Source organism: Lysobacter niastensis, from assembly GCF_015453285.1.
Lineage (GTDB): Bacteria > Pseudomonadota > Gammaproteobacteria > Xanthomonadales > Xanthomonadaceae > Lysobacter_J > Lysobacter_J niastensis.
The window spans coordinates 147,844-166,872 of sequence record NZ_JADLZT010000009.1; the positions used below are offsets into that span (position 1 = coordinate 147,844).

Below are 19,029 nucleotides of genomic sequence, written 5' to 3' on the forward strand. Positions count from 1 at the left end.
TTCAACGGCTTGGACGCAAATCGCGTTGCCAGGGGCCTATGCGCGGGCGGCAGCCGTTCATCCGGGCCGCCCCTCGAGACCGGTCAGGCGCCGCTCGGCGCCTGCTGCCTGGCCGCGATCCAGGCATCGATATGGGCCTCCAGCGCCTTCAACGGCACCGATCCGGTCTCCAGCACCGCATCGTTGAACTCTCGCAGGTCGAACCGGTCGCCGAGCTGTTTCGCGGCTTTCTCACGGAGTTCCGAGATTTTCAGCTGCCCGATCTTGTAGGCCAGCGCCTGGCCCGGCCAGCCGATATAGCGGTCGATCTCGTTGACCACGTCCTGGCGGGTCTTGGGCGAGTTGTCCATGAAGTACTCGATCGCCCGGTCCCGGCTCCAGCCCTTGCTGTGCATGCCGGTGTCGACCACCAGCCGCACGGCGCGCCACATGTCGTAAGCCAACTGGCCCATGCGGTCGTACGGATCGTCGTAGAGGCCCATGTCGGAGCCGAGGCGCTCGGCGTACAGGCCCCAGCCTTCGCCGTAGGCGACGAAGTACCCGACACGCCGGAACATCGGCACGTCCGGCAGCTCCATGCCCCGCGCGAACTGGAAGTGATGGCCCGGCACGGCCTCGTGCAGCGACAGCGCCATCATCTCCCACTTCGGGCGCACTTCCGGCTTGTAGAGATTGACGTAGTAGAAGCCCGCACGCGTCCCATCCACGGCACCGGGCTGGTAGTACGCGGTGGTGGTGTCCGGCGCGATGTTGTCGGGGATCGCCCGCACGCCGTAAGGCAGGCGCGGGATCGTTTTGAAGGCCTTCACGAGTTGCGGGTCGATCCGCTTGGAGATCGCTTCGTACGCCGTGAACAGTTCCTCCGGCGTCTTGTAGAAGAACTTCGGATCGGTGCGCAGGTACTGGAAGAACTCCGCCAGCGAGCCCTTGAAACCGACCTCGACCTTGATCTTCTCCATCTCGGCGCGGATGCGCGCCACTTCCTTCAGGCCGATCTGGTGGATCTGGTCGGCGGTCAGGTCGGTGGTGGTGAAGTAGCCGGCGACGAAGTCGTAGTAGGCCTTGCCATCCGGCAGGTCGATCGCTGCGATCGAGGTCCGGGTCCTGGGCAGGTATTCCTTCGCGAAGAACTCGCCGAACTGGCGGTAGGCCGGGACGATCTTCGTGGCGATGACCTGCCGGGCCTCGCCCTGCAAGGCTGCCCGCTCGGACTCGGGCACCGCGTCCGGGAAACGGGTGAAGGGTTTGTAGAACGGGCTCAGGGCCGGATCGTCGACGATCTGCGCCTGGATCTGCGCGGGCACGCGCTCCATCAACACGCGTGGCGGCGTGTTGCCCGCGGCCACGCCCTCGCGCATCAGCGCTTGGGTCTGCTCGATGGCGACAGGCAGCGCGTTCATGCGCGCCAGCCAGTCGCGATAGTCCTTGGTGGTCGCGAACGGCAACAACTCGGTGATGCCCTCGGCATTCTGGATGCCGCCGCGCTGGCTGACCGGACGCAGGTATTCGCGGAACTTCTGCCGCTCGACGGCCTTCTCCAGGTCCCATACGAACACGTCGTAATGGAGCTGATCGGAGGCCGACAGCGCCTTGCGATCGATCGAGCGTGCGCGCTGCAGGGCCTTCCGGTCGGCGTCCATGCGCGACTGGATCGCGGCCGTGCTCATGTCGGTCCAGCGGTCGTTGTAGCGCTTGTCGCCGCGGTAGCTGGCCTCTTCCGGGCTCTCGCGCATGCCGCGCTCCCATTCGTCATCGAACAGGCGGTAGAGCTCGGTGGTGGCGGCATTGCGGGCCGGCTGGGCCAGCGCCGCGGCAGGTGCCTGGGCATGCACACCAGGCGACACGGACAGGCTGGCGGCGATCGCCGCGGCAAGCAGGACTGGACGGAGCATGCGGATTTCCCCTGGATCAGCGGCCGAGTCTAGCCGGGCCTGATCGGGATACCGCATGGGGAAGCGGGTGGACCTGAGCAGCCGGCTGGCCGCCAGAGTCAAGCGGAGCGCGGACGCCGCGGATCTCAGGCCGCGTCGGCCTTGGTGGTGAAGCTCTCGCCGCAGCCACACTCGGCGGTGACGTTGGGGTTGCGGAACAGGAACTGCTCGCCCAGGCGCTGCTTGACCAGGTCGATGGTGGTGCCATCCACCAGCGGCAGGCTCAGGGCATCGACGAAGATGCGCACGCCCTCCTGCTCGAACACGGTGTCGCCCGCGTGCTGCTCATGCGCCAAGTCGGCCTTGTACTGCCACCCCGAGCAGCCGGTCCGGGTCACGCCAAAGCGCAGGCCCAGCGCACCCGGGGTCTCGACGAGATAGCGCTGGACGCGGTCGAGGGCCGCGGGAGCAAGGGTGACGGACATGGGGTCTCCAGACTCGGGAAGGCACGCGCTGGGCGCATGGCGGACCGATTATACGAGTCGGTGGCGTAACGGCAGCGGGACAAAGCTTCCCACGAGGAGCCTTGCGGCCCGGGCTGGGCCACGCCTCGCAAGCGCCTGCAATCAACCGTTAAACTCCGCCTTCTCCATATCGGCCCGAAGCGGCAAGGATTCAAGAGCATGACGGTGGTCAGCGTCGAGCACGCACTCGCAGGCAAGATGCCTGCCGGCGGCGAAGTCACGGTCCGTGGTTGGGTGCGCACCCGCCGCGACTCCAAGGCCGGCCTGAGCTTCGTCAATGTCAGCGACGGCTCCTGCTTCGCGCCGATCCAGGTCGTCGCGCCAAGCTCGCTGTCCAACTACGAGTCCGAGGTGAAGCGCCTGACCGCCGGTTGCGCCGTGATCGCGACCGGCACGCTGGTAGCCTCGCAGGGCCAGGGCCAGTCGTTCGAGATCCAGGCCAGCTCGATCGAAGTGGTCGGCTGGGTCGAGGACCCGGAAACCTATCCGATCCAGCCCAAGGCGCACTCGCTGGAGTTCCTGCGCGAGGTCGCCCACCTGCGCCCGCGCACGAACCTGTTTGGCGCGGTCACGCGCATCCGCGACTGCCTGGCCAAGGCGGCGCACCGCTATTTCCACGAGAACGGCTTCTACTGGATCAGTACGCCGATCATCACCACCTCCGACGCCGAAGGCGCCGGCCAGATGTTCCGCGTCTCGACGCTGGACGCGGCCAACCTGCCGCGCGACGCCAAGGGTGGGGTCGACTTCGGCCGCGATTTCTTCGGCAAGGAAACCTTCCTGACGGTGTCCGGCCAGCTCAACGTCGAGGGCTACGCGCTGGCGCTGAGCAAGGTCTACACCTTCGGCCCGACCTTCCGCGCCGAGAACAGCAACACCACGCGCCACCTCGCCGAGTTCTGGATGATCGAACCGGAAATCGCCTTCGCCGACCTGGCCGAGGACGCGCGCGTCGCCGAGGAATTCCTGAAGTACATGTTCCGCGCCGTGCTCAACGAACGCGCCGACGACATGGCCTTCATCGCCGAGCGCGTGCAGCCCGACGCGATCACGCGACTGGAGTCGTTCGTCAACGCGCCGTTCGAGCGCATCGAGTACACCGACGCGATCAAGCTGCTGCAGAAGTCGAACAAGAAGTTCGAGTTCCCGGTGGAATGGGGCCTGGACCTGCAGACCGAACACGAGCGCTGGCTGACCGAGGAACACGTCGGCCGCCCGGTCGTGGTGACCAACTATCCCGAGCACATCAAGTCCTTCTACATGCGCCTGAACGACGACGGCAAGACCGTCGCGGCGATGGACGTGCTGGCCCCGGGCATCGGCGAGATCATCGGCGGCAGCCAGCGCGAGGAACGCATCGACATGCTCGACGCGCGCATCGCGCAGTTCGGTCTGGATCCGGCCCACTACGAGTGGTACCGCGACTTCCGCCGCTACGGCACGGTGCCGCACGCCGGCTTCGGTCTCGGCTTCGAGCGCCTGGTGGTCTACGTCTGCGGCCTGTCCAACATCCGCGACGCGATCCCCTTCCCGCGCGCCCCGGGCCATGCAGAGTTCTAAGCGGTGATCCTGTTCTTCGCACTGCTGTTCGTCGCCATCGCCATTGCCGGCTTCTGCGCGTTCGTGATTTTCTGGCCGCTCTCGCTGGTGCATATCCGCGACCGTCATCCGGCCCTGCAGCATTCGCTTGGCGAAGGCGCGTTCGCGCGTCCGTCGGCCTGGGGCTGGCTGCTGCGGCGCGGCTATCTGGTCGCGAATGACGACAATCTCAACGGCCTGGCCAATCCCGCGCGGATCTCGCTGCTGACGATCATCGCCGGGCTGGCCTGCGCCTTCCTGCTTTGGCTGCTGTCGACGGTGGTGGCATGAACACGAATGACCAATGGTGGCTGGCGACGCTCGGCCGGACGGTGATCTGGGCGCGCCTGCGGGTGCTCGAGGCCGGCACGGCGGAAGTCCTGGACAGCGATGGCGTCACCCAGCCGTATGACAGCGAGGACACGGCACGCGCCGCGCTGATGGACGCCGAGTTCGTCGCGCTGGACGGCATCGACGACGGCGACGCGCAGGACCGAGGCTTCGCGCTCGACGAACTCGTTCCGCCGGGCGGCAGCGACGAGCAGTTGCGCGCGCAGATGGTGCAGAAGCTGCCATCGCGGCACTGAGCCGGACTCCATGTACCTGCCGCGCGCCTTCGCCGAGTCCGACCTGGCCGCACTCGACCGGCTCGCGGCGCAGGACAGTTTCATCACGCTGATCACCGTCCACGACGGTGCACCGACCGTCAACCACCTACCGGTGCTGTATCGCCGCGACGGCGACCGGGTCGAACTGATCGGCCACTGGGCCCGGCCCAATCCGCAGGCGCGCCATGCCGGTGCGGCAACGGCGATCTTCCACGGCCCGCATGCGTATGTTTCGCCTGGCTGGTATCCGGACAAGGAAGAAGCAGCCCGCGTTCCCACCTGGAACTACGCGGTGGCGCACCTGCACGGCTCGCTTGAAACCTTCGACGATGAGGCATCGCTGGCCGCCGTCGTCGACGGTCTCACCCGGCAACACGAAGCCGCCGTCGCAGGCGACTGGCGCTTCGAGTTCGAGCGCGACGACCACCGCCGCCAACTGCGCGGGATCATCGGCTTCCGCCTGGTCGCTGAGCGCATCGAGCTGAAGTTCAAGCTCAACCAGAACCACCCGTCGGCCAATCGCGAAGCCGTCGCCGACCGGCTCGCACGGCAGCAGCGCGACGACAGCCGCGACGTCGCCGCGCTGATGCGCGAGCGCAATACATCCCCTACAGGAGACTGAACCATGGATCTCGACCTGACCGGCAAGCACGCCCTCGTTTGCGGCGCGAGCCAAGGCATCGGCCTGGCCGCCGCTCGCGCGCTGGCCGAACTCGGCGCCGACGTGACCCTGCTGGCGCGACGCGAGGAAGTGCTTCGCGACCTCGCCGGCGGTCTGCCCGCGCGCGCTGGACAGGTGCATGGCTGGATCTCGGCCGACAGTGCCGACACCGGCGCGTTGCGAGCCAAGGTCGAGGCACTGGTGGCCGCCAAGCCGGTGCACATCCTGGTCAACAACAGCGGCGGCCCGCCGCCGGGCACCGTGCATGGCGCCCAGATCCCTGCGTTCGAAGCCGCTTACCGCCAGCACCTCATCGCCAACCATGTCCTCGCCGAGGCGGTCATTCCCGGCATGGAGCGCGACGGCTACGGCCGCATCGTCAACGTCATCTCCACGTCGGTGAAGGAGCCCTTGCAGGGCCTGGGCGTGTCCAACACCACGCGCTGGGCGGTGGCGAGCTGGGCCAAGACGCTGGCCACCGAGGTCGCCGCGAAGGGCATCACTGTCAACAACGTGCTGCCGGGTTCCACCGAGACGCCGCGCATCGAGCAGATCATCGGCAACACCGCCAGCAAGACCGGGCGCAGCCGCGAGGAAGTGTTCGAGAAGATGGTCGGCGAGATCCCGATGCGCCGCTTCGCCCGTCCCGAGGAGACGGCCGCGGCGATCGCGTTCCTGTGCTCGCCGGCTGCGTCGTACATCACCGGCGTAAACCTGCCGGTGGACGGCGGGCGCACGCGGTCGCTGTAGTCCTTCGACATCGGCGCTGGCGCGCCTGCGCTCACGACGAGCGGCGAAGGGTCGCGGCGGCAAAAACATACGTGCGGGCACGGGCCGCCACGGCTGCTAAGCTAGGCTGATGCGTCTCAATCACTTCATCGCCGGTGAATCCCGCGAGCCCGCATCGGGCCGCTGGATCGAAGTTTTCGACCCCGCGAATGGCAAGCCGTTCGCCGAGGTCGCGCAGGGAAATGCGCAGGATGTCGAGGCGGCAGTGGCCGCCGCCGAAGCCGCCCTGCCCGCCTGGTCGGCGCTGCCCAACAGCGAACGCGCGCAGTGGCTGGAAAAACTCGCCACTGCGCTTGAAGCGCGCCTCGACGATTTTGCCCACGCCGAATCGCGCGACGGCGGCAAGCCGATCAAGCTCGCACGCGAAGCCGAGATTCCGCGCGCAGTGAGCAACCTGCGCTTCTTCGCGCACGCCGCTACGCAGTTCGCCAGCGAGTCGCACCACGGCCAGGCCGGCCTGAATTACACGTTGCGCCAGCCGCTCGGCGTGGTTGCGACGATCTCGCCGTGGAACCTGCCGCTGTACCTGTTCACGTGGAAGATCGCGCCGGCCCTGGCTGCGGGCAATACCGTGGTCGCAAAGCCTTCCGAAGTCACTCCGGTCACGGCGACGATGCTAGGCGAACTCGCCGCTCAGATCGGCTTCCCGAAGGGCGTGCTCAACATCGTCCACGGTCTCGGCCCGGACGTGGGTGAGCCGCTGGTGGTGCATCCGCGCGTCAAGGCGGTCTCGTTCACCGGCAGCACGCCGGTCGGGCGCCGCATCGCGTCGCTGGCCAGCCCGCTGCTCAAGAAGGTCTCGCTGGAGCTTGGCGGCAAGAATCCGACGCTGGTGTTCGCCGACAGCCAATGGCGCGAACACATCGACACGCTCGTGCGCTCGGCATTCCAGAACTCCGGCCAGATCTGCCTGTGCGGTTCGCGCATCCTGGTCGAACGCCGCATCTACAGCGAGTTCCGCGATGCCCTGGTCGAGCGCGCGAACTCGCTGCGTGTCGGCGACCCGATCGACGAGGACAACCAGCTCGGCCCGCTGGTCTCGCAGGCGCACTTCGACAAGGTCACCGGCGCGCTGCGCCGTGCCCGCGAAGAAGGCGGCCGCGTGCTGTGCGGCGGCCAGGCACTGGACCGCCCCGGCTGGTTCGTCTCGCCCACGGTAATCGAAGGGCTCGGTCCGGATTGCGCGAGCAACCGCGACGAAATCTTTGGACCAGTAGTGACGTTGCAGCCGTTCGACAGCGACGACGAAGCCCTGGCGCTCGCCAATGCCGGCGAATATGGCCTGGCCGCTTCGATCTGGACCCGCGACCTCAATCGCGCCCACCGCCTCGCCGCTCAGCTGCACAGCGGCATGGTCTGGGTGAACACCTGGCTGCAGCGCGACCTGCGCACGCCGTTCGGCGGTGTCGGCGCGTCGGGCCTGGGACGCGAAGGTGGCATGGAGGCCATGCGATTCTTCACCGACGCCAAGAACGTCGGCCTGCACCTGGGATGACGCAATGACCACCGGCCCCCTTGATCTCCTGCTGAAGAACAACCGCGAATGGTCCGAGCGGATCAACCGCGAGGATCCGGACTTCTTCCAGCGCCTGTCCAAGCAGCAGGCACCCGAATATCTGTGGATCGGCTGCTCGGACTCCCGCGTGCCGGCCAACCAGATCATCGACATGGCACCGGGCGAGGTCTTCGTCCACCGCAACATCGCCAACGTCGTCGTCCACACCGACCTCAACTGCCTGTCGGTGATCCAGTTCGCCGTGGACGTGCTCAAGGTGAAGCGCATCCTCGTCGTTGGCCACTACGGCTGCGGCGGCGTGCACGCCTCGCTGCACGGCAAGCGTGTTGGCCTGGCCGACAACTGGCTACGACACGTCACCGACGTCGCCGACAAGCACGGCAATTGCCTGAGCAACGCTGACGAGAGCGAGCGCCACGACCGCCTGTGCGAGCTCAACGTGATCGAACAGGTGCAGAACGTCTGCCTCACCACGATCGTCCGCGACGCCTGGGCGCGCGGTCAGGAGCTGTCGGTGCACGGCTGGGTCTACAGCCTGCGCAACGGCCTGGTCCACGACATGGGCATCAACGTTGACGCCTACGAAGCGTTGGATGGCCTGTACGCGCAGGCCGTGGCCCGCGTCAACGGATACAAGGGAGACTCGCCGCGATGAGCGATGTGATCCGCACCGGAAATGCCCCCCGCCCGGTGGGCCTCTACCCGCATGCCCGTCGCGTCGGCGACCTGCTGTTCCTGTCCGGGATCGGACCGCGCGATGCCGCCAGCAACGCGATCGTGGGCAACGTCCACGACGCACAGGGCTACCTGATCAGCTACGACATCGACGCGCAGTGCCGCGCGGTGTTCGCCAACGTGCGCTCGGTACTGGAAGCCAGCGGCGCGCGCTGGGAGGACCTCGTGGACGTCACTGTCTACCTCACGGACATGGCGCACGACTTCAAGATCTACAACGCCGTGTGGGCCGAATACTTCCCCGATATCGACACGGCGCCCTGCCGGACGACGCTGGGCATCACGTCCCTGCCGACGCCGATCGCGATCGAACTCAAGTGCGTCGCCGTCGTGCGCAACAAACCGGAGTAAGCCCATGCTGCCCGCCCCGCTCAACCTGCAGGCCTGGATCGAGGAACACCGCCATCTGCTCAAGCCGCCTGTCGGCAACAAGGTGGTCTATCTGGGCGACTTCATCGTGATGGTGGTCGGCGGCCCCAACCAGCGCACCGACTACCATTGGGACGAGGGTGCCGAGTGGTTCTACCAGCTCGAAGGCGAGATGGTGCTGCGCATCCAGGAAGATGGAGCGGTCCGCGACATCCCGATCCGCGCCGGCGAGACCTTCCTGCTGCCGCCGCGCGTGCCGCACTCGCCGCAGCGCATGCCCGACTCGGTCGGCCTGGTGATCGAACGCCGGCGCCTGCCGGATGAGCTCGATGGCCTCCTGTGGTTCTGCGAGCAGTGCAACCACAAGCTGTACGAGGAGTTCTTTCCGCTGAAGAACATCGAGACCGATTTTCCGGTCGTGTTCGACCGCTTCTACTCCTCGCGCGAGCACCGCACCTGCAAGGAATGCGGCCACCTGAACCCCGCGCCCGCGAAATACGTGATGCCGGACACCTGAGAGCCTCACGACCGCATGCTGAAGATCGACACCCACGCCCATTACCTCCCGCGCGACTGGCCCAACCTGGCGCGCAAGTACGGCGACGACCGCTTTCCGGTGATTCACCACACCGAGGACGGCCGTCACCGTATCTACAAGGACGGCAAGTTCTTCCGCGAGATCTGGTCCAAGACCTGGGACGCCCAGGAGCGCATCGACGACTACGCCCGTTTCGGCGTGCAGGTGCAGGTCATCAGCACCGTGCCCGTGATGTTCAGCTACTGGGCCAAGCCGCACCATGCGCTGGAGCTGCACCAGGCGCTGAACGAGCACATGGCGGAGACCTGCCGCGACTATCCGCGGCATTACGCGGGGATCGGCACCGTGCCGCTGCAGTCGCCGCGGCTCGCCATCCAGGAGCTGGAGCGCTGCATGGACCAGCTCGGCCTGCAGGGCGTGCAGATCGGCAGCCACATCAACGACTGGAACCTCGACGCGCCGGAGCTGTTCGAGTTCTTCCAGGCGGCGGGCGAACTCGGCGCGGCGATCCTCGTGCACCCGTGGGACATGATGGGTGCGGCCTCGATGCCGAAGTACTGGCTGCCCTGGCTGGTCGGCATGCCGGCCGAGCAGTCGCGTGCGGCCTGCTGCCTAGTGTTCGGCGGCGTGCTGGAGCGGATCCCCAATCTCAAGGTCTGCATGGCCCACGGCGGCGGCAGCTTCCCGTACACGATCGGCCGCATCGAGCACGGCTTCAACATGCGCCCGGACCTGGTGGCCACCGACAATCCGCGCAATCCACGTGAATACCTCAGCCGCATGTACTTCGACTCGTGGGTCGCCGATCCGCGTGCGTTGCAGTACCTGCTCGACACCTGCGGCGTGGACCGCGTGATGCTCGGCACCGACTATCCGTTCCCGCTCGGCGAGCAGGAGCCCGGTTCCGGCATCGCCGCGCTGACGCTGACGTCCGAGCAGCAGTCCCGTCTCTACCACGGCACCGCGCTGGAATGGCTCGGCCTGCCGCTCTCGCGCTTCGCATGAGCGCGAGTGAAGTCCCGCAAAGAGAACTGATTCAGTGACGCACCTCTACTCCGACGACCACGCGCGCGCGCTCGACGCCGCCGACCCGCTGCGCGCCCTGCGCTCGCAGTTCCTCATTCCGCAGCACGATGGCGCCGACCAGGCCTATTTCGTCGGCAACTCGCTCGGCCTGCAGCCGCGCGGCGCACGTGCGCATGTCGAAGAGGTGCTCGACAAATGGGCCTTCGACGCCGTCGAAGGCCATTTCACCGGACAGGCGCAGTGGTTGTCGTACCACGAACTGGTGCGCGAGCCGCTCGCGCGCCTCGTCGGCGCCAAGCCGGTCGAAGTGGTCGCGATGAACACGCTGACCGTCAACCTGCACCTGATGATGGTCAGCTTCTACCGCCCGACCGCGCAGCGTCCGGCGATCCTGATGGAGGCTGGTGCATTCCCGTCGGATCGCCACGCGATGGCCTCGCAGGTCGCCTTCCATGGTTTCGACCCCGCGACCGACCTGATCGAACTCGAGCCTGACGAGCCGAACGGCACGTTCTCGATGGCGGCGATCGAACGCGCCATCGCCGAGCACGGCCCGCGCCTCGCGCTGGTGCTGTGGCCCGGCGTGCAGTACCGCACGGGCCAGGCCTTCGACCTGAAGGAGATCGCGCGACTGGCGCATGCGCAGGGCGCGATGTGCGGTTTCGACCTGGCGCACGGCGTCGGCAACCTCGATCTGGCGCTGCACGACAGCGACGCCGACTTCGCGGTGTGGTGCCACTACAAGTACCTCAACAGCGGTCCGGGCGCCGTCGCCGGCTGCTTCGTGCACGAGCGCCACGCGCGCTCGGATCGGCCGCGTTTCGCCGGCTGGTGGGGACACAACGTCGACACGCGCTTCCGCATGGGCGCCGAGTTCGTGCCGACGCCGGGCGCCGATGGCTGGCAGCTCAGCAACCCGCCGATCCTCGGACTGGCACCGCTGCGCGCATCGCTGGACCTGTTCGACCAGGTGGGCATGCATGCCGTGCGCGCCAAGTCGCTGCAGATCACCGGCTACCTCGAATCGCTGATCCAGCAGCGTCTGGCCGATACGCTGCAGGTGGTCACGCCCGCCGAACCCGAACGCCGGGGCTGCCAGCTCTCGCTGCGCGTGAACGGTGGACGCGAACGTGGCCGTGCGTTGTTCGAATACCTGGCCAGCCGCGGCGTGCTCGGCGACTGGCGCGAACCCGACGTGATCCGCATCTCTCCCGCCCCGCTCTACAACACCTACAGCGACGTGCTGCGTTTCGTGCGCACGGTCGAGGACTGGCGCAATGCCGCATAACCCGCAGGACAGCAACCGCCACATCACCCTGATCGGCGCCGGCCTGGCTGGCGCGGTGCTCGCGACTTTGCTGGCCAGGCGCGGCTGGCAGGTCGATGTCTACGAGAAGCGCGGCGATCCGCGCCTCAAGGGCTATGGAGGTGGCCGCTCGATCAACCTCGCACTGGCCGAACGCGGGCGCCATGCGCTGCGCCTGGCCGGTGCCGACGATGCGGTGATGGCGCAGGCGGTGATGATGCGCGGCCGCATGGTGCACTTCCTTGACGGCCGCACCGACCTCCAGCGCTACGGTCGCGACGACAGCGAGGTCATCTGGTCGGTGCACCGCGGCGAGCTCAACGTCATCCTGCTCGACATCGCCGAGCGCGCCGGTGCCCACCTGCACTTCGACCGCGGCCTGGCGTCGGTCGACTTCGACGCCCGCACCGCCACCTTCACCGATCCACGCGATGGCAGCACGCACACGGCCGGCTTCGTCTCGCTGGTGGGCGCCGACGGTGCCGGTTCGGCGCTGCGCGGCGCGATGGCATCGCAGACCGAACTCGGCGAACGCACCGAGTTCCTCGGCCATTCCTACAAGGAACTGGAGATCCCGCCTGCTGCCGATGGCGGCTTCAGCATCGAACCCAACGCGCTGCACATCTGGCCGCGCGGCCGTTACATGTGCATCGCCCTGCCCAACGACGAGCGCACCTTCACGGTCACGCTGTTCCTGCCCAACGAAGGCGACCCGAGTTTCGCCACGGTGCGCAACGGCGCCGAGGCGCGTGCGCTGTTCGAACGCGACTTCGCCGATGCGGTGCCGCTGATCCCGAACCTGGAGCGCGACTTCGAGCGCAATCCGGCCGGCCTGCTGGCCACGCTGTACCTCGACAGCTGGCACCTGGACGACCGCGCGGTGCTGGTGGGCGACGCCGCGCACGCCATGGTGCCGTTCCACGGCCAGGGCATGAACTGCGCGTTCGAGGATTGCGTCGCGCTCGCAGAGCATTTGGATCGGCAGCCCGATCGTGCCGCTGCGTTTGCCGCATTCCAGGCCGAGCGCCTGCCCAACGCCCGCGCCATCCAGGCGATGGCGCTGGAGAACTACCTCGAAATGCGCGATCGCGTCGACGATGACGACTATTTGTTGCAGCGCGCCCTCGAACGCGCGCTGGCCGAACGTCACCCGGAACGGTTCATGCCGCGCTACTCGATGGTCACGTTCCAGCGCCTGCCCTACGCCACCGCCTACGAGCGTGGCCGCCAGCAGCGCGAACTGCTCGTCGAACTGACCCGCGGTCATCACTCGCTCGACACGCTGGACTGGGCCCAGGTCGACGCGACCGTACATGAGCGTCTTTCGCCCTTGCAGGTGGGCGCATGAGCCTGCGTTCCTGACGGAAGGATTCCATCGCATGCCGGCCAGCTTCCTCTTCTACGACCTGGAAACCTTCGGTGCCGACCCGCGCACGACGCGGATCGCCCAGTTCGCGGCGATCCGCACCGATGCCGAACTGAACCAGATCGAAAAACCGATCAGCATCTTCGTCCAACCGGCCGACGACCTGCTGCCCTCGCCGGCCGCCACGCTGATCACCGGCATCGCCCCGCAGCACGCGCTGCGCGAAGGCATGAGCGAAGCCGCCGCATTCGCGCTGATCTTCGACGAGATGTCGCGAGCGGAAACCTGCAGCCTCGGTTACAACTCGCTGCGCTTCGACGACGAGTTTGTCCGCTACGGCCTGTTCCGCAACTTCTACGATGCCTACGAGCGCGAATGGCGCGGCGGCAACTCCCGCTGGGATCTGCTCGACGTGCTGCGTCTGGCGCACGCGCTGCGTCCGGACGGCATCTGGTGGCCCAAGCGCGAGGACGGCGCGACCTCGTTCAAGCTGGAGCACCTTGCCGAAGCGAACGGGGTGCGCGAGGGCGACGCCCACGAGGCGCTTTCCGACGTGCGGGCGCTGATCGGGTTGGCTCGCAAGCTCAAGTCCGCACAACCGCGGCTGTGGGAGTACGCGCTGCGCCTTCGCGACAAGCGCTTCGCGGCGAGCATGCTCGACGTCGTGGCGATGACGCCGGTGCTGCATGTCTCACAGCGCTTCCCGGCCAGCCGCCTGTGCTCTGCCGCAGTGATTCCAGTCGCGCGCCATCCGCGCATCGACAGCCGCGTGATCGTGTTCGACCTCGACCAGGACCCCGAGGCGCTGCTGCGCATGGACGCGGACGAGATCGCCGATCGCCTGTATACCCCGGCCGCGGACCTGCCCGAAGGCGAACAGCGCATCGCGCTGAAGGAGATCCATCTCAATCGCTGCCCCGCCCTGATCGCCTGGGAGCATCTGCGTGCGCCTGACTTCGAGCGCCTGCGCATCGACCCGGCCCAGGCCGAGCGCCGCGCAGCCATCATCCGCGACGCCGGCCCCGACCTGGTGGAGAAGGCGCGCTGCGTGTTCCGCAGCGATCGCGCCCGGCAGCCGTCGGACGTGGACGCATCGCTCTACGACAGTTTCATCGGCGATGGCGACAAGCGCCTGTTCGCGCAGGTGCGCACCACGCCGCCGCAGGTGCTTGGCCAGCGCGAGTTCGGCTTCCGCGATGCGCGCCTACCGGAACTGCTGTTCCGTTATCGAGCCCGCAACTGGCCGGACACGCTGACCAACGAAGAGCGCGACCGTTGGGACGACTACCGCCGCCAGCGCCTGTGCGGCGAATCCGGGCGTTCCGAGTACAGCTTCGACCGCTTCCATGCCGAAATCGCCGCGCTTCGCGCCGCGCACACGGCCGATGACGGAAAACTCGCCCTGCTCGACCGCCTGGAGGCCTGGGGCCGCGAGATCGGCACCGAGTTGATGGAACCGGCGACCTGAGCCGCCCGCTTTCGATGAGCACGTCTTCATGAGCACGTACTTCAGCGACGCCAGCTTCCGCTTCCTTCGGGGCCTGGCGCGCAACAACGACCGCGAATGGTTCCATGCGCACAAGGGCGACTACGACGCGCACGTGAAGGAACCGTTCCAGCACCTGCTCACCGACCTGCAGCCGGTGTTGCGGCAGGTCAGCGAACACTACCGCTCCGAACCCAAGGGCGTGGGCGGTTCGATGTTCCGCATCCAGCGCGACACCCGCTTCGCCAACGACAAGACGCCGTACAAGTCCTGGCAGGGCGCGCGCCTGTTCCACGAGCGCGGTCGCCAAGTCGAGGCACCGTCGTTCTACCTGCACGTGCAGCCCGGCAACTGCTTCATCGGCGCAGGCCTGTGGCACCCGCAACCGGAGACGCTGCGGCGTGTGCGCCATTTCATCCTCGACAATCCCGGCAGCTGGAAGGCGGCGGCGCACGAGTCGAAGTTCCGCCGCCGCTTCGACCTGGACGACAGCGAGACGCTGACGCGCATGCCGCGTGGATTCCCGGACGACTTCGAGTTCGCGGACGACCTCAAGCGCAAGAACTTCGTCGCGCTTCGCGCCATCGACGACGCAACCATGACCGGGCCGCGGCTGCTGAAGTCGCTGGAGACCGACCTGACGGGACTCGGCCCGTTCACCGACTACCTGTGCGCGGCGCTGGACCTGGAGTTCTGACGCAAGCCGTCACAGCACGGCATCGACTTCGGTCTCGACCAGCCATTCCGGATCGATGAAGCGCACGACCTGGACCACGGTGTTCACCGGCCGGATGGAGCCGAACACTTCGCCGTGGACCTTGCCCACGGCTTCCCAGTCTTCGATCCGCGTCAGCAGCGTGCGCGTGCGGATGACGTTCTCCATGCCGCCGCCGAGCTGCTCGATGGCGAGGCGCGAGATTTCCAGGCAGCGCCGCATCTGGGCGGCCGCATCGCCCACAGCCACGGTTTTGCCGTCCGGCGCCAGCGGGGCGGTACCGGCGACCGAGATGACGTTGCCGATGCGCACTGCGCGGGAAAAACCAAACGCCGGCTCGTACGGGCTGCCGGTCGACACGTTCTGGCGTTCGCTCATGACTGCACTCCGGTCCTGCCCTGGCGGATTCATTCGAGCACGCCGCCGATGAAGCCCGCATCAGGCCTCATAATTCGCGTTCCCCACTCCCAGGGCGCCCGCTTGTCCCCCGCCGACTTCCGCCGCTACGCGCTGTTCTATCTTGGCTATTACGGCGCGCTGGGGGCCTACACACCCTATGTCGGCCGCTGGGTGGCGGCCAACGGTCACAGCGGTTATGTCGTCGGCGCGATGCTGGCGCTGTGGTATGGCGGCCGTATCGTCGCGCCGCCGACCTGGGCGCGGATGAGCGCGCGCAGTCCGTCACCGGGGCACTGGCTGGTAGCCGGATGCGTGTTGTCGCTGCTGGGCTTCGCCGCCTTCGCGGGCTTCGACGCGGGCATGATGCTGTTCGTCACGATGGCCTGGTTCGGTGTGTTCTTCAACGCGGTGATGCCGCAGTTCGAGGCCATGACGCTGTCGGCACTCGGGCAGCGCAACCACGACTACGGCCTCATCCGCATGTGGGGCTCGATCGGTTTCCTGATCGTTGCCGGCACGTACGGCTGGCTGCTGGACCGTCTCGGCAATGACGCGTTCGTGTGGCTCACCCTGCCATGGCTGGCACTGACCGTATTCGCCGCCTGGCTGCATCGCAACGATCGCCCGGCGACCGTGGAAGCTGCGCCGACGAGCGCCGAACCGCTGTGGCGACGCCCGGGGGCGCGTCGGCTCCTGCTCACCGCGATGCTCATGCAGCTCGGTTTCGGGCCGTTCTACGTCTTCTACACGCTGCACCTGCAGGCGCATGGGCATGGCGGCTTCGCCGTCGGCATGCTGTGGGCGATCGGCGTCGTGTGCGAGATCGCGATGTTCTACCTCGCGCCGAGGCTGGTGCAGCGCTTCGGCGCGCACCGCCTGATGACCGCATGCATCCTGGCCACGATGGCGCGCTGGACGATGGTGGCGTTGCTCGGGGATTCGTTTGCCTGGATGGCCGTGGCGCAGACCGGCCATGCGTTGAGCTTCGCCGCATTCCATGCCGGTTGCATGCGGCGCATGGCCGAGTTGTTCCCGGTACGCCGCGACATGGCCGCCGCACAGGGGCTGCTGTACGGCTTCAGCGGCGGCATCGGCGGCGTCGCCGGCGCTGGACTCGCAGCGCTGACATGGCAGGCAGGCGGCGGCGAGCTGGCCTTCCTGTCCGGTGCAGCGATCGGCATCGCGACACTGCTGGCCCACACGTTGGCACTGCGGGCGCCGCGAGCCGCTGCTGCCGAATCCTGAGGTTCCGTGTTTATGCTGTGCCTTCGTCCAACGGAGGCAGTCGAATGAAGCTCGGGATCGCGTTGTTGCTTGCCGCCATGCTGGCTCTGCTCGGCTGGCTGGCGGCCGGACCGTTCATGACGGTCAACGCCATCCGCGAGGCGATCCAGAAGCAGGACTCGGCCGCGCTGTCGGAACACGTCGACTTCCCTGCCCTGCGTAGCAACCTGCGCGCGCAGGCCGAGGACCTGATCGCCCGTCGCGCCGGCTCCGCACAGGACAATCCGATTACCGCGATCGTGCTCGGTGTGGCCAACAGCGCCGCTGGCAGTGCGATCGATGCGCTCGCCACGCCGGCCGGTATCGGTGCGGTACTGGAAGGGCGCGGGCTGTGGCATCGCATCACAGGCGGGGGCATCGGCGGCGACAGCTATTCGCATGCGTCGCCGCCCGACCTGTTGCGCGATGCGAAGTATCGCTTCGAATCGCCTTCGCGCTTTACCGCGACGATCAATGACGCCGACGGCGATCCCGTCGTGTTCGTGCTGCACCGCCATGGGCTGAACTGGAAGCTGGACGATATCCGCATGCCCTGGGGCGATGCGGCCGCGGCGACCGATTGACTCTGTTATCGATAATCGCCTTGTAGGGGTGCACCTGCAGCGATTGCGCCAGCTTCATTCCTCCGGGATTCACCACCCTCTCACGCCGCCGGGGCCAGTCTGTCCGATGGATGCGTGAGCGTCCGCGCGACACGTACCAACGTCGGACGAGGTGACGTTATGAGATTCAAGGCGCTATTGGCGATAGCCGCGATGCTGCCGATCACGGCAGCGCAAGCGGAAGACAAGGTATTCAAGGTCGATCTGGTCAGCACTCAGGAAGTGCCGGCGCTATCGACGGGCGGAAGCGGAGAGTTCAGGGCCCGCATCAGTAACAACGGCAGCGAGATCCAATACGAACTGACGTACGACGGACTGACTGGCAGCCCGACCCAAGCGCATATCCACTTTGGACAGAGGGCCGTCAATGGCGGCATCTCAGCGTTCCTGTGCACGAACCTCGGTAACGCGCCCGCCGGCGTCCAGACACAGGCCTGCCCCGCACAGCCGGGAGTCATCATCGGCACCATTACGACGGCCGATGTGATCGGTCCGGCCGGACAAGGCATTGCAGCGGGCGAACTGGATGAGCTGATCAGCGCGATTCGCGCCGGTGCCGCCTATGTGAATGTGCACACCGCCGCTTTCCCAGGTGGCGAGATCCGCAGCCAGTTGGGCAGCCACCGCCACGATCACTGAGCGTCAGCCGTTGGCGACACCGTGCGGCACATGACCGGCCGCGACATGGTCACGCGCCGAGGCGATGTTGTGCTCGGAATCGTCGAAGAAGATGTCGGCGCCGAATGCTTCCAGGAACGGCCCCTTCGCGCGGCCGCCCAGGAACAGTGCCTCGTCGAGCCGGATATCCCACTCGCGCAGGGTGCGGATGACGCGCTCGTGCGCGGGAATCGAGCGCGCGGTCACCAACGCGGTGCGGATCGGCGCGGCCTGTCCGGTCGGGAACGCCTGCTGCAGGCGATGCAGCGCGTCGAGGAAGCCGCGGAACGGCCCGCCCGAGAGCGGATCGCCGGCATGGCTGCGTTCGTGTTCGGTGAACGCCGCCAGCCCGCCCTGGCGTGACACACGTTCGCCCTCGTCATCGAAGATCACCGCGTCGCCGTCGAATGCGATGCGCAGCTGGTCGTGGCGTTGCTGTGGCGCTTTGGAGGGCAGCAGCGTGGCCGCGGCGACCCCGGCCGCCAGCGCACTGCGGACGTCCTCGGCATTGGCCGACAGGAACAGGTCCGCATTGAACGGCCGGATGTATGGGAACGGCGGCGCGCCATTGCTGAAGGCCGCCCGCTTGATCGCCAGGCCGTGGTGCGCGATCGAGTTGAAGATGCGCAGGCCGCTGTCGGCGGAGTTGCGCGAGATCAGGATCACCTCGACCCGCGGTGCTTCCGACGGCGCGCCGTCGTTGAGCGCAAGCAGTTTGCGCACCAGCGGGAAGGCCACGCCCGGCGCGAGCAGGTCATCCTCGTGCGAGCGCTGGAAGTCCGCATAGGCCTCGATGCCCTCGCGCTCGAACAGCGCATGGCTTTCCTCCATGTCGAACAGGGTCCGGGAGGAGATCGCAACGATCAGGGGGTCGGCATCACGGTCGGGCATGAGGCTATTGTGCCCGGTCCGGCGCCGCGCCGCTGCCAGGTCTGCCGCGTACCGCAACCGCTGTCGCGCTGGCCGTATCGCTGGTAGCAGGTGCCGCCACCGGAACGG

21 protein-coding genes are annotated in these 19,029 nt (G+C 67.3%); 17 read left to right on the plus strand and 4 right to left on the minus strand.

Features of this window, described 5'->3' with window-relative positions; all coding sequences use genetic code 11:
• Nucleotides 1-83: 83 nt before the first annotated feature.
• Together IU514_RS15915 and IU514_RS15920 are read right to left on the minus strand one after the other, a co-directional pair.
• Nucleotides 84-1,892, minus strand: coding sequence for a DUF885 domain-containing protein (locus IU514_RS15915; protein WP_194932127.1), 1,809 nt, complete (start codon nucleotides 1,890-1,892; stop codon nucleotides 84-86).
• A 125-nt stretch (nucleotides 1,893-2,017) separates the two neighbouring features.
• Nucleotides 2,018-2,356 carry a HesB/IscA family protein gene (locus IU514_RS15920; RefSeq protein ID WP_194932128.1) on the minus strand — a complete coding sequence of 113 codons (339 nt, stop codon included), beginning with the start codon at nucleotides 2,354-2,356 and terminating at the stop codon, nucleotides 2,018-2,020.
• Between the two features lie 198 nt (nucleotides 2,357-2,554).
• On the opposite strand from IU514_RS15920, the gene asnS reads away from it, so the two are divergent.
• The 14 genes from asnS to IU514_RS15990 all read left to right on the plus strand — a co-directional run bounded on the left by asnS (nucleotide 2,555) and on the right by IU514_RS15990 (nucleotide 15,070).
• Nucleotides 2,555-3,955 (plus strand): asparagine--tRNA ligase, encoded by a 1,401-nt coding sequence (gene asnS, locus IU514_RS15925; protein WP_194932129.1) that lies wholly within the window; start codon nucleotides 2,555-2,557, stop codon nucleotides 3,953-3,955.
• Between the two features lie 3 nt (nucleotides 3,956-3,958).
• Nucleotides 3,959-4,264, plus strand: coding sequence for a hypothetical protein (locus IU514_RS15930; RefSeq protein WP_194932130.1), 306 nt, complete (start codon nucleotides 3,959-3,961; stop codon nucleotides 4,262-4,264).
• Entirely contained in the window at nucleotides 4,261-4,560 is a 300-nt protein-coding gene (locus IU514_RS15935; RefSeq protein ID WP_194932131.1) for a hypothetical protein, read from the plus strand. Before IU514_RS15930 ends, IU514_RS15935 begins: the two co-directional genes overlap by 4 nt.
• A gap of 10 nt (nucleotides 4,561-4,570) precedes the next feature.
• Nucleotides 4,571-5,203, plus strand: a complete 633-nt coding sequence (locus IU514_RS15940) for an FMN-binding negative transcriptional regulator (protein WP_194932132.1) — start codon at nucleotides 4,571-4,573, stop codon at nucleotides 5,201-5,203.
• Between the two features lie 3 nt (nucleotides 5,204-5,206).
• Nucleotides 5,207-5,992, plus strand: a complete 786-nt coding sequence (locus tag IU514_RS15945; protein ID WP_194932133.1) for an SDR family oxidoreductase — start codon at nucleotides 5,207-5,209, stop codon at nucleotides 5,990-5,992.
• Between the two features lie 109 nt (nucleotides 5,993-6,101).
• Entirely contained in the window at nucleotides 6,102-7,526 is a 1,425-nt protein-coding gene (locus IU514_RS15950) for an aldehyde dehydrogenase (RefSeq protein ID WP_194932134.1), read from the plus strand.
• Between the two features lie 4 nt (nucleotides 7,527-7,530).
• The gene (gene can, locus IU514_RS15955) at nucleotides 7,531-8,202 is read left to right on the plus strand and encodes a carbonate dehydratase (RefSeq protein WP_194932135.1); all 672 of its coding nucleotides are present in this window, start codon (nucleotides 7,531-7,533) and stop codon (nucleotides 8,200-8,202) included.
• Complete coding sequence (locus IU514_RS15960; protein ID WP_194932136.1) at nucleotides 8,199-8,633, plus strand: RidA family protein; 435 nt, start codon at nucleotides 8,199-8,201, stop codon at nucleotides 8,631-8,633. The genes can and IU514_RS15960 overlap by 4 nt, the downstream gene beginning before the upstream one ends.
• 4 nt (nucleotides 8,634-8,637) lie before the next feature.
• Entirely contained in the window at nucleotides 8,638-9,168 is a 531-nt protein-coding gene (locus IU514_RS15965; protein ID WP_194932137.1) for a 3-hydroxyanthranilate 3,4-dioxygenase, read from the plus strand.
• A 15-nt stretch (nucleotides 9,169-9,183) separates the two neighbouring features.
• A complete protein-coding gene (locus IU514_RS15970; protein WP_194932138.1) occupies nucleotides 9,184-10,194 on the plus strand; it encodes an amidohydrolase family protein in 1,011 nt (336 codons plus the stop codon).
• Nucleotides 10,195-10,228: 34 nt separating this feature from the next.
• Nucleotides 10,229-11,503, plus strand: coding sequence for a kynureninase (gene kynU / locus IU514_RS15975; protein ID WP_194932139.1), 1,275 nt, complete (start codon nucleotides 10,229-10,231; stop codon nucleotides 11,501-11,503).
• Nucleotides 11,493-12,869, plus strand: a complete 1,377-nt coding sequence (locus IU514_RS15980; RefSeq protein WP_194932140.1) for an FAD-dependent oxidoreductase — start codon at nucleotides 11,493-11,495, stop codon at nucleotides 12,867-12,869. The genes kynU and IU514_RS15980 overlap by 11 nt, the downstream gene beginning before the upstream one ends.
• 31 nt (nucleotides 12,870-12,900) lie before the next feature.
• Nucleotides 12,901-14,355, plus strand: a complete 1,455-nt coding sequence (sbcB, locus tag IU514_RS15985) for an exodeoxyribonuclease I (protein ID WP_194932141.1) — start codon at nucleotides 12,901-12,903, stop codon at nucleotides 14,353-14,355.
• A 28-nt stretch (nucleotides 14,356-14,383) separates the two neighbouring features.
• Complete coding sequence (locus IU514_RS15990) at nucleotides 14,384-15,070, plus strand: DUF2461 domain-containing protein (RefSeq protein ID WP_194932142.1); 687 nt, start codon at nucleotides 14,384-14,386, stop codon at nucleotides 15,068-15,070.
• Nucleotides 15,071-15,079: 9 nt separating this feature from the next.
• Here IU514_RS15990 and IU514_RS15995 read toward each other — a convergent pair whose 3' ends face one another.
• Nucleotides 15,080-15,466: a RidA family protein gene (locus IU514_RS15995; protein WP_228760789.1), complete on the minus strand. Its 387-nt coding sequence runs from the start codon at nucleotides 15,464-15,466 to the stop codon at nucleotides 15,080-15,082.
• Nucleotides 15,467-15,568: 102 nt separating this feature from the next.
• Between IU514_RS15995 and IU514_RS16000 the strand changes: the two genes are divergently transcribed.
• The 3 genes from IU514_RS16000 to IU514_RS16010 all read left to right on the plus strand — a co-directional run bounded on the left by IU514_RS16000 (nucleotide 15,569) and on the right by IU514_RS16010 (nucleotide 18,012).
• Nucleotides 15,569-16,732: an MFS transporter gene (locus IU514_RS16000; protein WP_194932144.1), complete on the plus strand. Its 1,164-nt coding sequence runs from the start codon at nucleotides 15,569-15,571 to the stop codon at nucleotides 16,730-16,732.
• 44 nt (nucleotides 16,733-16,776) lie between these two features.
• Nucleotides 16,777-17,334 (plus strand): DUF2939 domain-containing protein, encoded by a 558-nt coding sequence (locus tag IU514_RS16005; protein WP_194932145.1) that lies wholly within the window; start codon nucleotides 16,777-16,779, stop codon nucleotides 17,332-17,334.
• 159 nt (nucleotides 17,335-17,493) lie between these two features.
• The gene (locus IU514_RS16010; protein WP_194932146.1) at nucleotides 17,494-18,012 is read left to right on the plus strand and encodes a CHRD domain-containing protein; all 519 of its coding nucleotides are present in this window, start codon (nucleotides 17,494-17,496) and stop codon (nucleotides 18,010-18,012) included.
• A 3-nt stretch (nucleotides 18,013-18,015) separates the two neighbouring features.
• On the opposite strand, the gene IU514_RS16015 is transcribed toward IU514_RS16010, so the two are convergent.
• Nucleotides 18,016-18,921 (minus strand): 5'-nucleotidase, encoded by a 906-nt coding sequence (locus tag IU514_RS16015; protein ID WP_194932147.1) that lies wholly within the window; start codon nucleotides 18,919-18,921, stop codon nucleotides 18,016-18,018.
• Nucleotides 18,922-19,029: the final 108 nt, after the last annotated feature.

What these genes read in the sequence shown, in the direction of transcription:
- IU514_RS15915 (WP_194932127.1), bottom strand. Translation starts at nt 1,892, where the DNA reads ATGCTCCGTCCAGTCCTGCTTGCCGCGGCGATCGCCGCCAGCCTGTCC.
- IU514_RS15920 (WP_194932128.1), bottom strand. Translation starts at nt 2,356, where the DNA reads ATGTCCGTCACCCTTGCTCCCGCGGCCCTCGACCGCGTCCAGCGCTAT.
- asnS (WP_194932129.1), top strand. Translation starts at nt 2,555, where the DNA reads ATGACGGTGGTCAGCGTCGAGCACGCACTCGCAGGCAAGATGCCTGCC.
- IU514_RS15935 (WP_194932131.1), top strand. Translation starts at nt 4,261, where the DNA reads ATGAACACGAATGACCAATGGTGGCTGGCGACGCTCGGCCGGACGGTG.
- IU514_RS15940 (WP_194932132.1), top strand. Translation starts at nt 4,571, where the DNA reads ATGTACCTGCCGCGCGCCTTCGCCGAGTCCGACCTGGCCGCACTCGAC.
- IU514_RS15945 (WP_194932133.1), top strand. Translation starts at nt 5,207, where the DNA reads ATGGATCTCGACCTGACCGGCAAGCACGCCCTCGTTTGCGGCGCGAGC.
- IU514_RS15950 (WP_194932134.1), top strand. Translation starts at nt 6,102, where the DNA reads ATGCGTCTCAATCACTTCATCGCCGGTGAATCCCGCGAGCCCGCATCG.
- can (WP_194932135.1), top strand. Translation starts at nt 7,531, where the DNA reads ATGACCACCGGCCCCCTTGATCTCCTGCTGAAGAACAACCGCGAATGG.
- IU514_RS15960 (WP_194932136.1), top strand. Translation starts at nt 8,199, where the DNA reads ATGAGCGATGTGATCCGCACCGGAAATGCCCCCCGCCCGGTGGGCCTC.
- IU514_RS15965 (WP_194932137.1), top strand. Translation starts at nt 8,638, where the DNA reads ATGCTGCCCGCCCCGCTCAACCTGCAGGCCTGGATCGAGGAACACCGC.
- IU514_RS15970 (WP_194932138.1), top strand. Translation starts at nt 9,184, where the DNA reads ATGCTGAAGATCGACACCCACGCCCATTACCTCCCGCGCGACTGGCCC.
- IU514_RS15980 (WP_194932140.1), top strand. Translation starts at nt 11,493, where the DNA reads ATGCCGCATAACCCGCAGGACAGCAACCGCCACATCACCCTGATCGGC.
- sbcB (WP_194932141.1), top strand. Translation starts at nt 12,901, where the DNA reads ATGCCGGCCAGCTTCCTCTTCTACGACCTGGAAACCTTCGGTGCCGAC.
- IU514_RS15990 (WP_194932142.1), top strand. Translation starts at nt 14,384, where the DNA reads ATGAGCACGTACTTCAGCGACGCCAGCTTCCGCTTCCTTCGGGGCCTG.
- IU514_RS15995 (WP_228760789.1), bottom strand. Translation starts at nt 15,466, where the DNA reads ATGAGCGAACGCCAGAACGTGTCGACCGGCAGCCCGTACGAGCCGGCG.
- IU514_RS16005 (WP_194932145.1), top strand. Translation starts at nt 16,777, where the DNA reads ATGAAGCTCGGGATCGCGTTGTTGCTTGCCGCCATGCTGGCTCTGCTC.
- IU514_RS16010 (WP_194932146.1), top strand. Translation starts at nt 17,494, where the DNA reads ATGAGATTCAAGGCGCTATTGGCGATAGCCGCGATGCTGCCGATCACG.
- IU514_RS16015 (WP_194932147.1), bottom strand. Translation starts at nt 18,921, where the DNA reads ATGCCCGACCGTGATGCCGACCCCCTGATCGTTGCGATCTCCTCCCGG.